Here is a 14,697-nt window from a genome sequence, read left to right on the forward strand (position 1 = left end):
AATTTACATCACGAGAAGGCGTGGACAATAGAATTACGGAATTAACGTAAAAAATGCACCTTAATCCGCTGGATATTATCTCCAACTTTTAGGGTGCATTTCATTAAGATTTTTTGTGTCTTAAATCTACCAGGCCTGGTAAATTTATATTAATCGTTGAACACGAAAACTTTTGTAACCTATTGAGAAAGACTTCATTGAAGTGAATCAGCTTTATTCTGCCTTAATATCTCAATTGGTTTTTAGTTATTTTAAAAGTCTTGCCATTCATCACCGTTGCTACCAGTCTCTTTACTTTTATAGGTTTCAACAGTGTCTGATGACGTCTGCTTTTGCTCATTTTTCATCTCTTTTTTTGGTTCTGAAGCAGCTTTATCCGATTTTTGAGAACTAACCTGAGTAGAACTTGAGATACTCTCTGCTGACGTATTGAGAACAGAAGGAGCCTTAAAAGCATTATTTTGTGCTCCGATATGGAAGAATGCCATCTCTTGACTTAGCAGATTAGCTTGGTCGTTCATACTCGCTGAAGCCGCTGAGGTTTCTTCAACCAATGCCGCATTTTGTTGCGTTACCTCATCAATCTGACTAATCGCTTGATGAACCTGGCTTACACCAGTTGCTTGCTCACCCGATGCCTCAGCGATATGCTTAATCATCTGGCTTACCGTTTCAATTGAAGTATTAATTTCGCCTAGCATTTTGCCCGACTCACTTGCCAATTGAGTACCATCATCAATGCGTTTAACACTTTCTTCAATAAGAGTTTTAATATCTTTTGCAGCTTCTGCAGATTTTTGAGCAAGTGCACGAACTTCACCCGCCACAACGGCAAAACCTCGACCATGTTCACCTGCTCTGGCCGCTTCAACCGCCGCGTTAAGTGCTAGCAAGTTAGTCTGGAATGCAATCCCATCAATTAAAGAGACAATCTCATTAATCTTGTGACTCGACTCTTGAATCGAATCCATCGCTTCAATGGTCTGATTCATAACTGAAACACCAGTATTGGCCTTAGATTGCACGTCTTGGGCGACTTCACTCGCTTCTTGTGCATTATCCGTATTACCCTGAACAGCCGAATTCATTTCATCCATGGTTGCAGAAGTCTCTTCCAAAGCAGCAGCCTGTTCTTGTACTCGCTGACTCAAGTCTAAAGCACCTTTCGACACTTCATCTGCAGCACTGCTCAGAATATTAGTTGCATCTAAGGCCTTAGCGACCACATCAGATAATCTGGCAACACTCGTATTAATCGCTTGCTTCAGGGTATCTAGCTGACCGTGATAACTTGCCGTGATGGTTTGCGTTAAATCACCCTCTGATTGAGCCACAACAATGCGAATGATATCTGACATTGCCGCCTCAATAGAATCCATCGAGTTATTTACACCTGATTTCAACTTCAACAAATCCCCGTGTGCTTCAACCGTAACTCTTTGATCAAAATCACCATTCTCCATGCGAGTCATGATATTGATAATATCACTGATTGTTTCATTCAACGTTTTCAACGTTAAACTAGAACTTTGCACCATTTCTAAAAACTTACCTTCAACATTGGTGCTATTAATTGACACATCAAACTCACCTTTACTCATTGCTGTCATGACATGAGCTAACTGAGTCATAGTGTCATCAATAGAATCGGCTGAACCATTTATACCTTGCTTTAAGGTATTCAAGTCACCATTTAAATCAGAGGCAATACGTTTTGAAAAATCTCCTTTTGATATAGCAACAATCACTTCATTAGACTCACCAATCGCTTTTTGCATATCAACTAACAAGCTATTAACCGCTCGACCCATATCTCCAACTTCATCTTCTTTGCTGGCATCGGCTCTAATACTAAAATCACCTGTCGTACTGATATTATTTAATGCATTTTGGATACTTGCTAAGCCACGAGCAATTGAGCGAGGTAAGAAAAGTGCAATAAGAATAGCAATTAACGCCACAACAGCAGATGAAACCATCATAGCAATTATAATATTCTTGTTATTTTCCTGAACTTCAGGCCCAATACGATCTTGCTCAGCCTTCATTGAAGATTTAATGTCATCTGCTAATTTGGCAATTTGTGGTCCAACCACATTTAACTTTTTCGTCACAATGTCATTACGATCATTAACAACTTTATAGAGTTGTTCTACCTTTTCTTTGTATTCAACGATATCTTCAGATACAAGCTGCAATTCATCTGTCAGCTTTTCTGAATTAACCATAGATTTTAGAGTCCATATCTGGCTATTCAAATTATCAAACTCTTCTAGCACTTTATTCATAGCACTTTGTTCATTATTTTCCATAAACTTAACGGTATATAACCTTGCCATCATAAGTGTTCTTACCGCTTCAGCTGAATTAGTGACAATCTCAAAATCGCCAAGTTTGACCTCTTCTCGCATCACAGAGGTTAAAGATTTTTCCATCTTTGGACCAATGAGATTCAAACCATTTTTCACAATCTCATTACGCTGTTGCATAAGCTGTTGAACCTCTTCAAAGTCAGCCTTATAGTCGGCAAATCCTTTTGAAACATCTCCAATCATGGTTGCTACTTTAGGTTCCTGAATCATCTTTTTTGCATCAACAATCAACTTTGACGTTTTATCGTAATATGTCTGAAATTCATCAACCTCTTTCTGAACAGGGTGAATTAAATAATCCTTAACATTCATACGCACCATTAACATATTCGTCTGAATTCCACTTGCTAGAAGCGAAGTCTTAGCCATCCCCCTATAATCCGTAAAACCATTACTCGACTCATTGATTTTAACGACACTAAAAATGGCAACCAACACTATCAACACAGTGATTAAAGAAAAACCACCAACCAATTTTGACTTAATTGTCTTAAACATAATTACATCCTGTACGGCACGGCAACCACTGCCACTTAAGTTTACTTTTAAAAAATTGATACTCTCATAGCAACTAGCAGACCAATTCTTATTAGAGTAATAGCAACGTACAGGATGAAAACATCTATAAATAATTAAACATTTAAGACTTCAATACCAGAATGACGATAAGTGTTTATTTTTAAAAATAAAATTGATTTTATTGCCCTACGCCCACAATGTATGGTCGTTCACAAGGCATACCAGGCCTGGTAAAAATTACAGCACAAGAATATGTGAACAATAGAAATACGGAATTAACGTAAAAAAACCTCCCCTCTGTAAGAAATCGCTCTTTTATACCCCAAGGGCACTTCTTTCAGGGCGCGTATTTGGCGTTTGTGGTTGGCTATACCGAATAGAAATTGGATTTACCAGGCCTGGTAAAAAGCCACAGCATAAGAAGATACATAAGATAGAAATACGGAATTAGCGTAGAAAAAGCCTCCCCTCTGTAAGAAATCGCTCTTTTATACCCCAAGGGCACTTCCGTTGGGCGCTAGTGAAGGATGCGGTTAAAAGTTTGTGCTGCTTGAGCGAAGCGAGTTCACAAACTTCAGCAGACAAGCTTAGTAAAATCGATTGCGTCAGCGGGGTGTCTTTTGTTTGGTTACTTTATTTGGACAAGCAAATAAAGTGACGGGAAGCCAGAGCCACGAAAATAAAGGCCTTTAAAGATTAAAGAGGCTTCTCAATCATATAAAAATCAATCGAGTGTGAACCGATTAATTTGTGGCGAATCTATATAACTCCCTAATTATTCAAAACATGTAAAAAAATATACATTTTGATACCCCTTAAAACTATAAAATACAATCAAAATACGTAAATTTATAGTTTTCTTAAAGGGAATTAAAATGATTAAAGACGTTAAAGACTTAACTTACATTCAAGTACTAAGTGGAATGTTTGGTTTTTTTGGAATGCTATCGCCAGGGTTTTTAATGCTCTATTTATTTAAACCAGAATTTATCACTCTGCTAGACACTTCCAAGTTAATACTATTTTCACTATCTCTGACCATTCCAATTGTCATATTAAATATTGTACTTATTTACTCTCATAAAGATCCAATAACAGAAGGGGCAAACGGGGTTTTAATGGCTTTGTTTGCCAGCTCAATCATCACTTATCCAAGCCTATTACTGACATATATATATACACTAAACTTTAAACAATTTTTAATTTCTATATTTATTTTTCAAGTCTCCTTTTTCATATATTTTTATATTTTTGAAAGAAAAGAAGAAAATAAGCAATAATTTCCTTACAAAAAAGCCCCGCTAGGAAATCCTAAGCGGGGCTTTTAATTAAGCATTATAAAGCGGCTAAATTAAGCGACTTTTAACTGCTCTTGTGGTGTTGCTTCTAGACGTGCAATACGGTCTTCTAAGTCTGGGTGAGACTTGAATAAATCACCGAAAGACGACTTTTTAGCTGAGATACCAAAAGCGGCCATTTGGTCTGGTAATTCACCAGGCTGCATTGTCTGTAAACGACGTAATGCCGCAATCATGTTCTCTTTACCAGCTAGGTAAGCCCCACCGTTATCGGCATGGAACTCACGGTAACGAGAGAACGCCATAGCGATAATACTTGCTAAAATACCGAATAGGATTTGAGCAACAATATCTACCACGATAAATGCAATACTGTGGCCTTCAGATTCGTTTTTAAGCACAACACGGTCAACCACATACGCTACGATTTTAGCGAAGAAGATAATGAACGTGTTTAAAACACCTTGTAAAAGAGCCATGGTTACCATGTCACCGTTTGCAACGTGAGCCATCTCGTGACCAAGAACCGCTTCTACTTCGTTTTGACGCATGCTACGTAATAGACCAGTTGAAACCGCGACCATTGAGCTGTTTTTTGTCATACCAGTAGCAAAAGCATTTGGCTCTGGTGAGTCGTAAATAGCCACTTCTGGAGTTTTAACACCCGCTTTTTGTGCTTGTTTTGCAACGGTGTCTAGTAACCATTTTTCATCTGCATTACGTGGTTCAGTGATAACTTGGGCACCTGTTGACATTTTTGCCAACCACTTTGACATAGCCAAAGAGATAAAAGAACCCGCGAAACCAAAGATTAATGCAAACATAAACAAGTTGCTTAAGTTAAGGCTGGTACCTTGCATATAGTTGCCTACACCCAAGATGTTCATTACTAACATTGCCACGGCAATGACCGCAATATTCATTAGTAAAAATAAACCAATACGCTTCATTATTTTCTCCTTAGAAGTGTTGTGTGGTATTTAATATTTTGCTTAATTACCAATATAAGGATTTTTTATAACCTTTCAAGTTTTATTATTGGTTTTTAAATAAAATTCACATTATTTTAAGATTACCAGGCCTGGTAATCTTAAATTTGGCTTAAATAACGGCTAATAAAAGAATAAATCATTAAATAAACTTATCATTAATATGGGTTTTAAGTCATATTACAATAACGTTTAACTTAACTTCTCTTTTAACATTTTATTAACTTGTCCAGGGTTGGCTTGACCGCCTGATGCTTTCATTATTTGACCAACAAAATAGCCCATCATCTTCTCTTGGCCGGCTTTATAGGCCTCAACTTGAGATGGATTATTGGCTAATACTTCGTCAACCAATGCTTCAATCGCACCGGTATCGGTAATTTGTTTTAGGCCCTTGGCTTCAATAATTTCATCCGCGGTACCTTCACCGTTCCACATGGCTTCAAAGACTTGTTTAGCAATTTTACCTGAAATGGTGTCATCCATTAAACGCGTAATCATGCCCGCTAACATTTCAGCACTGACTGGCGCATCCTTAACGGTTAGGCCGTCTTTGTTTAATGCAGCGGCAAAGCCAGATGTCATCCAGTTTGCACACAATTTAGGATCTTTAGAATCCGTTGCGGCGACTACGGCTTCAAAGAATTCGGCCATATCTCGTGAACTGGTTAACACTTCAGCATCGTAGTCACTTAAGCCAAACTGCGAAACAAAACGAGCACGTTTTGCATCTGGTAGTTCAGGCATAGTTGCTTTAACCGCGTCAATGTCTTCTTCAGTAATAATGACAGGCAGTAGGTCTGGACATGGAAAATAACGATAGTCATTGGCTTCTTCTTTAGAACGCATTGAACGAGTGGTGTCGTTTTCTGAGTCATAAAGACGCGTTTCTTGAACTACTTGCCCGCCGTTTTCAATTACTTCGATTTGACGTTCAATCTCAAACTCAATCGCTTTTTCAATAAAACGGAATGAGTTGATATTTTTTAATTCGGTACGAGTTCCTAGAGGTTCACCAGGTTTACGAACTGAAACGTTTGAATCGACACGGAAAGAACCTTCTTGCATATTGCCGTCACAAATACCTAAGTATTGAACCAACTCGTGCATTTTTTTTGCGTAAGCCACCGCTTCTTTTGCTGATGACATATCAGGATCAGAAACGATTTCTAATAGAGGTGTTCCGGCACGGTTTAAGTCAATACCACTCATACCCGGCACAATACCGTGGTTTGATTTACCAGCATCTTCTTCTAAATGGGCACGAGTTACCCCAATGACCTTTTTAATCCCATCCACTTCAATTTCTAAAGTACCTTTACCTACGATTGGAAATTCCAACTGTGTGGTTTGATAACCTTTAGGTAAATCAGGGTACATATAGTTTTTACGGTCAAAGACTGATTTACGCCCAATCTCTGCATCTAACGCTAAACCTAGAGCGATAGATTTATTAATCACCCCTTCATTTAACACTGGCAACATACCAGGCATACCTAAATCAATATTACAGGCCTGGGTATTTGGTTCTGCACCATATGCAATGGAAGACCCTGAAAATATCTTTGTATTGGTGGTTAACTGAGCGTGTATCTCTAAACCAATTACAACTTCCCAACTCATATCTGTTAACTCCTATTATTGATACTGTTCAGGCATCTGTTTATGCCAATCAGTCACTTGTTGAAATTGATGACCAATATTCAACAGTTTTGCCTCACTAAAATAAGGCCCAACAATGTGTAAACCCACTGGGCGGTTATTGACAAACCCTGCAGGCACTGACATGCCTGGTAAACCAGCTAAGTTAACAGGAATGGTGTATAAATCGGATAGGTACATACTGACTTGGTCGTCTGACTTTTCGCCAATATTAAACGCAGTACTTGGTGCAACTGGCCCCATAATGACATCACAAGATTCAAAGGCTTTAGTAAAGTCATCACGTACCATACGGCGTAATTTTTGTGCTTTTAAATAATAAGCATCATAAAAACCAGCTGATAAGGCATAAGCCCCAACCATAATACGGCGTTTTACTTCTGGACCAAAACCTTCAGAACGTGAACGCTTATATAAGTCTTCAAGGTCTTTAGGGTTTTCACAACGGTGACCAAAACGCACACCGTCAAAACGTGACAGGTTAGAAGACGCTTCTGCTGGTGCCAATACATAATAAGAAGGTACTGCTAAATCTTTATTAGGCAGGTGAACTTCTACAATTTCTGCACCTAACTTTTCAATTTCAGCTATCGCATTAACAACCACAATCTCAACATCTGGATCTAGACCATCTTCAAAGTATTCAGCAGGCACACCGACTTTTAGGCCTTTTAAAGATTGACCTAGCTCAGCAGTGTAGTCTGGCGTTTCACGTTCTAAGCTGGTTGAATCACGCTCATCAAATCCAGCCATGGCGTTTAACATCCAGGCCGCATCTTCCGCAGAACGAGTCATTGGCCCCGCTTGGTCAAAACTTGAAGCATAAGCCACAATACCAAAACGCGAAACAGAACCATAGGTTGGTTTAATACCGGTAATCCCACAGAATGATGCTGGCTGGCGAATTGAACCACCCGTATCAGTACCCGTTGCCATTGGAGCAAGACCAGCCGCAATAACTGCCGCCGCGCCACCTGATGAACCACCAGGCACCGCATTTAAATCCCAAGGGTTTTTAGTTGGCCCGTAATAACTGCTCTCAGAAGAAGACCCCATGGCAAATTCATCCATATTTGTTTTACCCAAAATAGGCATGCCTATTTTTTTAAGCTGAGTTACAACATGAGCATCATAAGGAGCAATAAAGTTGTCTAACATTTTAGAACTGCATGAAGTTTTAATGCCGTCTGTACAAAATATGTCTTTGTGTGCAACCGGAATACCAGTTAACAACTCGCCCTCACCCGCAGCCAATTTTTTATCGGCTTCTTCTGCCATAGCAATTGCAAGTTCGGGAGTCACGGTAACGTAAGCATTAATATCGGCATCAAACTGAGCAATGCGATCTAAGTAGTGTTGAGTTAATTGCACACTGGTAATTTCACCTGCGTGTAATTTTTCACTCATTTGTTTAATAGTTAAATTATGCATTTTTGTGTTCTTCTCACTCAATCACTTGGGGTACTAAATACAAACCATTTTCAGTTGCTGGTGCAACTGATTGCAGTTTTTCACGCTGATTAGTTTCTGTAATGACATCAGAACGTAAACGCTGTACTTGGTCTAACGGATGTGCCATTGGTTGAACATCATCGGTATTAGCGGCTTGCATTTGTGAGAATAAATCTAAAATATTAGATAATTTAGCGGCAACATCATCAACTTCAGTCTCTTTGACTTCAATGGCGGCTAAACGAGAAATGTATTCGACTTCAGTTTTTCCTAAAGACACACTCTACTCCTAATCGGATACGGGTACGGTTGGCTACTCGTTTTGGTTAATTTAATGAATTATTTGAACAGATTGCTCCATTCAAAAGCGTTAACTAAAAATTCAAAACCAGTAGAAAAAATTTAGCCATATAAAATACCATATTTACGCACTCTTCTAAAGACAATTTACGTCATTTAAAAGCGATTTATTGGTTTAAACGTTAAATGCCGCCCCCTTTTCATTTGCAATCAAGATAAAGTTTTTTTGGCATTAAGTGTTAAGAAATAATGGATTATTACGTTCGCTTATCTAACTGAATAATTAAAAGAAAATTAGTCTTCTAAGCACCTCTATTATGGGTTAAAATGCCAGGATTCTTTTTAAGTCTAATTTTAAGGACCGCACTCAATGTTTCGCAAATTTATGGGACTATTCTCAAACGACCTCTCTATTGATTTAGGTACTGCAAACACGCTTATCTACGTTCGTGGTAAAGGCATGGTATTAAATGAGCCTTCTGTTGTTTCAATACGTACAAATAAACGTGGAAACAATAGCCGTTCTATTGTTGCGGTAGGTGAAAACGCCAAGTTAATGCTTGGTAAAGAAAACCAAGATATTCAAACTGTTCGCCCTTTAAAAGATGGGGTTATTGCAGACTTTGAAGTCACCGAAAAAATGCTACAAGCTTTTATTAAAAAAGTACATGAAGCCAAATTCTTTCAACCAAGCCCTCGTGTTCTAGTTTGTGTACCTTGTGGATCAACTCAAGTTGAGCGTCGTGCAATTCGTGAATCAGCAGCTGGAGCAGGTGCTCGCGAAGTTTATTTAATTGAAGAACCGATGGCCGCTGCAATTGGTGCTGGCATGCCTGTTTCTGAACCAACAGGTTCTATGGTGGTAGATATTGGTGGTGGTACTACAGAAGTAGCAACACTGTCTTTAAATGGTATTGTTTGGTCTGACTCAGTTAAAGTGGGTGGAGACCGTTTTGATGATGCCATTATCAAATACGTGCGTCGTAACTACGGCATGATTATTGGTGAAACTACCGCTGAAAAAATCAAGAAAACCATTGGTACGGCTTACCATGAAGTTAATCCTGATACCATGGAAGTTCACGGTTCTAACATCGCCGAAGCTGTGCCACGTCGTTTCACGTTAAATAGCAATGAAGTATTAGAAGCATTACAAGAACCTCTTTCGGCAATTGTTAGTGCGGTAAGAACAGCATTAGAAAACACGCCTCCAGAACTTGGGGCAGACATTGCTGAGCATGGTATTGTATTAACTGGTGGGGGTGCTTTGCTTCGTAACTTAAGTACATTACTTTCTGAAGAGACTGGAATTCCAGTCATCATTGCTGATGACCCACTGACTTGTGTGGCTCGTGGTGGCGGTAGAGCCTTAGAATTAATGGATGAAAAAGGCGTTGATGTTTTCTCTTTTGAGTAAAAACATTTTGCTTTAATCAACCCGTGCTAAGCCTGGAGAATCAAGATCAACCTTAACAGCTCATCATCACAACAAGAGGGAGTGCAATTCATCGTTGCATTCATTCTTGCCATTGTGTTGATGGCTGCTGATCATTATGGTCAAATCTTAGGTAGTGTGCGAAGCGTACTTCTTACCACACTGACTCCTATTGAACGTGTAGCAACCCTTCCACAACAAATTTACAAACTGGTTACCACTGATTTTACCTCTATCAACTCTTTAGAGATGGAAAACCAGCAACTCAAAACCGAAGTCCTTTTACTTAAAGCCAAACAGTTACAACTTGCTAATTTACAGCTTCAAGTAGAACGCCTAGAATCGCTTTTAGGTACCACAGGTAAAATAACCAATCAAACGGTTCAAATCGCCACCGTTGTTTTTTACAGCAGTAATCCGTTATCACAATTCCTTACCTTAAACAAAGGCAGTTTAGATAACGTTAAGGTTCATCAAACGGTTATTGATTCACAAGGCATAATGGGGCAAATCATTGAAACAACCCCCACTACCTCGCGAGTGTTATTAATTACTGACCCTGACCATCAAATCCCTGTAAGAATCCAACGTACAGGGCAAAGAGGTATTTTGAACGGCACTGGACACGATAATGCCCAACTTAGTTTTATCCCTGTGAATAGTGAAGTAAAAGTAGGCGATATAATTGAAAGCTCTGGTTTAGGTGGCCTTTTTCCACCGGGCTACCCTGTAGCTAAAATCACACAAATAGAAGTACAAGGCGACAACCCTTATTTTAATATTAGTGCGGCTCCAATTGCTAAGCTAAACCAGTCACATAAGGTTCTTATTATTTCTCAGAAAGAAGAAGATGACTGGTCAAATAAGTTTGATTTCGACTTAGACTTTAACCTCAAAACTGACAAAAAGAATGAGACCGATTCAAAAGCAGGAGCTAACCAATGACGGAAAAATTTGTCAACATTCGCTCTAATCAAATCCGCTGGTTAATCTTATTCTCATTTCTGTTTGCCCTGGTTGTAGATAGTATGGTGCTGCTTAATAATGACCTACAGTTTATTCCGCCAATGAGTTTAATTGCGATACTTTACTGGAGCAGTCATTGTTTAGACAAAACCTATTTTGCATCGGCATTTATACTTGGCGTATTGGCTGATACGTTATACCAAACCACTTTAGGAGCTCACGCCCTTCTGTACTGCTTAATTCTGTTTATGATGATTCGTAATCGCCTACAGTTTAGAACCTACCCTACTTGGCAACAGGCATTTATTATTGGTATTTATCTGATGATTTACCAATTGCTTAGCTTTGTTATTTTTAATCCGGTACTCAATGAGGGAGCTTTTGTGCCTTATTGGAGCATGCCTGCGGCTGCCATCCTTATCTGGCCATTTTTTTCAATAACACTAAATAAAATCACCCAAAGTCTTACCTAGATTATGCAGGCCTGGTAATGAATGCTATGAAAGAGACTTTAAGCTTTAATAGTGATGCTGAAACCCACCAAAAAAAGCGTTTATACCGCTTTAGGCTTTACTTTGCTTATGGATTTGTATTAGTGCTATTTGGTTTCTTAATTATCCGCATGGCTCATCTGCAATGGTATAGCTATGAGCGTTATCACGGGTTAGCAGAAGGCAACCGTATTTCTGTTGAAACCCTGCCTCCCACTCGTGGCAAAATCTATGACCGCAACCACATCTTATTAGCTGATAACCAACCCGTTTATGCTCTTACCATGATCAGAGAAAAAATGGATGATATCCATGCTTTTGAACTGGCATTAATGCAACTTCTTGATAACGTTAAACCAGAAAAAATTGAAGAATATTTCAAGAAATTTCGTAAAAACAATCGTGCTAAATCCTACACTTTGCCTTTTGCTATTAGCGAAGAACAAGCCGCCCGTTTTTCAGTTATTAGTTATAAATTTCCTGGCGTTACCTTAGCCGCACGTTTAAAACGTGTTTATCCATATAAAAGCACTGGAGTACATGCGATAGGTTATGTTGGTCGTATCAACGTAAAAGAACTCAAAAAACTTAATGAAAAAGAGTATGCCGGTACGGATATTATTGGCAAATCTGGAATTGAACGCTATTACGAGAACGCTCTCCACGGTTCACCAGGTATTCAGCAAATTGAAACCAATGCCCGTGGCCGAATTTTACGCAAGTTAGAAACTATACCTGCCACGCCCGGTAAAGATATCCACCTTACTTTAGACATTAAGTTGCAACAATATGCCGAATCTCTATTGGAAGGCAAACGTGGGGCAATGGTTGCGATTGACCCACAAAACGGTGAAATTTTAGCTTTTGCAAGCATGCCAACCTTTGATCCAAATTTATTTGTTGATGGCATTGATCAAAAAAATTACAGTCGCCTGCTTAATGATCCAGATCGCCCATTTATTAACCGGGTCATGAATGGCCAATATCCTCCTGGCTCGACCATCAAACCCTTTGTTGCACTGGGTGCGATAGAAAACAACTATATATCGCCTGCCAAAAAGATTTTCGATCCAGGTTATCTTGATTATGCCGGACACCGTTATCGTGACTGGAAACGTTGGGGACACGGTTTAGTTGATATGAACTCAGCCATAGCACAGTCATGTGATACTTATTTTTATGAACTAGGTTTGCTAATGGGTGTGGACGCCATTCATGATGCATTAGCCCCTTTTGGCTTTGGTTCAAAAACCAATATTGATATTCATGGTGAATCTACTGGTATTTTGCCGTCACAAGAGTGGAAACAAAAAACCAAAGGTAAGCCCTGGTATCGTGGTGAAACCATAATATCGGCCATTGGTCAGGGGTATAACTTAACAACACCATTACAACTGGCAAAAGCGACTGCCATATTAGCTAACCGTGGAAAAATTATTCAACCGCATTTACTGAGAAATGAATTAAAAGATTCACCTTCTGAGCAAATTGAGATTAAAAAAATCTCAAATTGGGAAGCGGTTATCCAGGGAATGGAGGACGTAATGCACGGGGCCAAAGGTACAGCACGTAAAGATGGTAAAAACCTTCCTTTTAAAATGGCCGGTAAAACGGGTACTGCACAAGTATTTAGCTTAAATCAAGGTAAATATAAAGCAGATGAATTAGCTAAACGACTACATGACCACTCTTTATTTATTGGTTTTGCCCCTGTTGACAAACCTCAAATTGCAGTCGCCATTATTGTTGAAAATGGTGGTAGCGGTGCCTCAACATTAGGTGTTAATTTAATTAAAAGATATTTAAAAGATAAACTTTCTAATAAAGATGCTAAATCAGATAAAAAACAAAAGTCTGCTTCAAAATGAAACTAGAAAACATACAACCACAACAAATGTATCGCCAAAACAAAGGCCTATTAGAAGCCCTACATATTGATGGTTGGCTGCTTTTAGGTTTATTACTTTTATTAACTACCAGTGTTGCAATTGTTTACAGTGCATCAGGTGGAGATGAAGCCGTCATTACCCGCCACATAATTCGTATTGGTTTTGCATTAGGGCTTATGTTTGTATTTGCTCAAATCCCGCCAAACATTATCTATATATTCACGCCCTGGCTATTTCTATTGGGCATACTCATGCTAGTAGCGGTTATTTTATTTGGTGATATCGGTAAAGGTGCACAACGCTGGCTAGATTTAGGGGTAGCCAAGTTTCAACCCTCCGAATTAATGAAGCTCGTCTTACCCATAACAGTAGCCTGGCTATTTGCTCACAGCGAATTCCCTCCAAGTTATAAACGTTTATTTTTGGGTGCCTTAACAATCGCTTTTACTGCCAGTTTAATTGTGGTTCAGCCTGATTTAGGAACGTCTTTATTAATTGCGATGAGTGGACTGTTTGTACTGTTTTTTGCAGGCCTGCCTTGGAAGGTAATTTTGGCTTCAATCACTGCCGCTGTTGCCAGTGCACCTATTGCTTGGCACTTTATGCACTCATACCAAAAACAGCGTGTTTTAACGTTTTTAAACCCAGAATCTGATCCTTTAGGTAGCGGCTATCATATTATTCAATCCAAAATTGCCATTGGTTCTGGTGGCATTCAAGGTAAAGGGTTTTTAGGCAGTACTCAGGCTCACTTAGACTTTTTGCCTGAAAGTACCACCGACTTTATCTTTTCTGTACTGTCAGAAGAGTTTGGTCTATTGGGTGTCATTACCCTACTGACTTTGTACGCGTTTGTTATCGCTCGCGGTTTATATATTGCTTCTCAAGCACAAGATAACTTTACCCGTCTAGTTGCCTCAAGTTTAACCATGACACTGTTTGTTTATATCTTTGTTAACATCGGCATGGTAAGCGGCCTTCTGCCGGTTGTAGGATTACCATTACCATTGATTAGTTACGGTGGAAGCTCACTGGTTACCTTAATGATTAGCTTTGGGATTTTAATGTCAATTCATACCCATAAACGTTTATTAACAGACTAATACAACCTGAATTTATAATATTAACTGAGTTAAGGTTTTTACATTTTTACCAGGCCTGGTTGCCTTGTGGCTTTTTCTGTTATGTAAGCACAGTGTAAATCTAAAATAGATGTAAAAAATTCATACTCAATTCTCGTAAACCAGACAAAAAACCATCCTTCTTTTTATCCTCAAGCATGATTAATAAACAAAGTCATTATTTCTCCCTAGTTCATCACCGA

11 protein-coding genes are annotated in these 14,697 nt (G+C 38.9%); 6 read left to right on the forward strand and 5 right to left on the reverse strand.

The genetic code is table 11. The features are described 5' to 3' along the window. Positions 1-251 precede the first annotated feature (251 nt). Positions 252-2,870, reverse strand: a complete 2,619-nt coding sequence (locus ACORJQ_RS10990) for a HAMP domain-containing methyl-accepting chemotaxis protein (protein WP_321324501.1) — start codon at positions 2,868-2,870, stop codon at positions 252-254. Positions 2,871-3,766: 896 nt separating this feature from the next. Between ACORJQ_RS10990 and ACORJQ_RS10995 the strand changes: the two genes are divergently transcribed. Next, positions 3,767-4,171 (forward strand): hypothetical protein, encoded by a 405-nt coding sequence (locus ACORJQ_RS10995; RefSeq protein WP_321324503.1) that lies wholly within the window; start codon positions 3,767-3,769, stop codon positions 4,169-4,171. Positions 4,172-4,242: 71 nt separating this feature from the next. Here ACORJQ_RS10995 and htpX read toward each other — a convergent pair whose 3' ends face one another. The 4 genes from htpX to gatC form a co-directional block, all read right to left on the reverse strand. Next, entirely contained in the window at positions 4,243-5,139 is an 897-nt protein-coding gene (htpX, locus tag ACORJQ_RS11000) for a protease HtpX (RefSeq protein WP_321324505.1), read from the reverse strand. A gap of 231 nt (positions 5,140-5,370) precedes the next feature. After that, on the reverse strand, positions 5,371-6,801 hold the full coding sequence (gene gatB / locus ACORJQ_RS11005; RefSeq protein WP_321324508.1) for an Asp-tRNA(Asn)/Glu-tRNA(Gln) amidotransferase subunit GatB: 1,431 nt from the start codon (positions 6,799-6,801) through the stop codon (positions 5,371-5,373). 15 nt (positions 6,802-6,816) lie between these two features. Further along, positions 6,817-8,271 (reverse strand): Asp-tRNA(Asn)/Glu-tRNA(Gln) amidotransferase subunit GatA, encoded by a 1,455-nt coding sequence (gene gatA / locus ACORJQ_RS11010; RefSeq protein WP_321324510.1) that lies wholly within the window; start codon positions 8,269-8,271, stop codon positions 6,817-6,819. Positions 8,272-8,284: 13 nt separating this feature from the next. Next, positions 8,285-8,572, reverse strand: coding sequence for an Asp-tRNA(Asn)/Glu-tRNA(Gln) amidotransferase subunit GatC (gene gatC, locus ACORJQ_RS11015; protein WP_321324512.1), 288 nt, complete (start codon positions 8,570-8,572; stop codon positions 8,285-8,287). A gap of 390 nt (positions 8,573-8,962) precedes the next feature. Between gatC and ACORJQ_RS11020 the strand changes: the two genes are divergently transcribed. The 5 genes from ACORJQ_RS11020 (at position 8,963) to rodA (ending at position 14,476) form a co-directional block, all read left to right on the forward strand. Beyond that, complete coding sequence (locus tag ACORJQ_RS11020; protein WP_321324514.1) at positions 8,963-10,009, forward strand: rod shape-determining protein; 1,047 nt, start codon at positions 8,963-8,965, stop codon at positions 10,007-10,009. Positions 10,010-10,090: 81 nt separating this feature from the next. Then, positions 10,091-10,972, forward strand: a complete 882-nt coding sequence (gene mreC / locus ACORJQ_RS11025) for a rod shape-determining protein MreC (protein WP_321324516.1) — start codon at positions 10,091-10,093, stop codon at positions 10,970-10,972. Next, positions 10,969-11,466 carry a rod shape-determining protein MreD gene (mreD, locus tag ACORJQ_RS11030; RefSeq protein WP_321324518.1) on the forward strand — a complete coding sequence of 166 codons (498 nt, stop codon included), beginning with the start codon at positions 10,969-10,971 and terminating at the stop codon, positions 11,464-11,466. Before mreC ends, mreD begins: the two co-directional genes overlap by 4 nt. A 17-nt stretch (positions 11,467-11,483) precedes the next feature. Continuing rightward, a complete protein-coding gene (mrdA, locus tag ACORJQ_RS11035) occupies positions 11,484-13,352 on the forward strand; it encodes a penicillin-binding protein 2 (protein WP_321324520.1) in 1,869 nt (622 codons plus the stop codon). Next, positions 13,349-14,476 (forward strand): rod shape-determining protein RodA, encoded by a 1,128-nt coding sequence (rodA, locus tag ACORJQ_RS11040; protein WP_321324522.1) that lies wholly within the window; start codon positions 13,349-13,351, stop codon positions 14,474-14,476. Before mrdA ends, rodA begins: the two co-directional genes overlap by 4 nt. Positions 14,477-14,697: the final 221 nt, after the last annotated feature.

Source organism: Thiomicrorhabdus sp., assembly GCF_963662555.1.
Lineage (GTDB): Bacteria > Pseudomonadota > Gammaproteobacteria > Thiomicrospirales > Thiomicrospiraceae > Thiomicrorhabdus.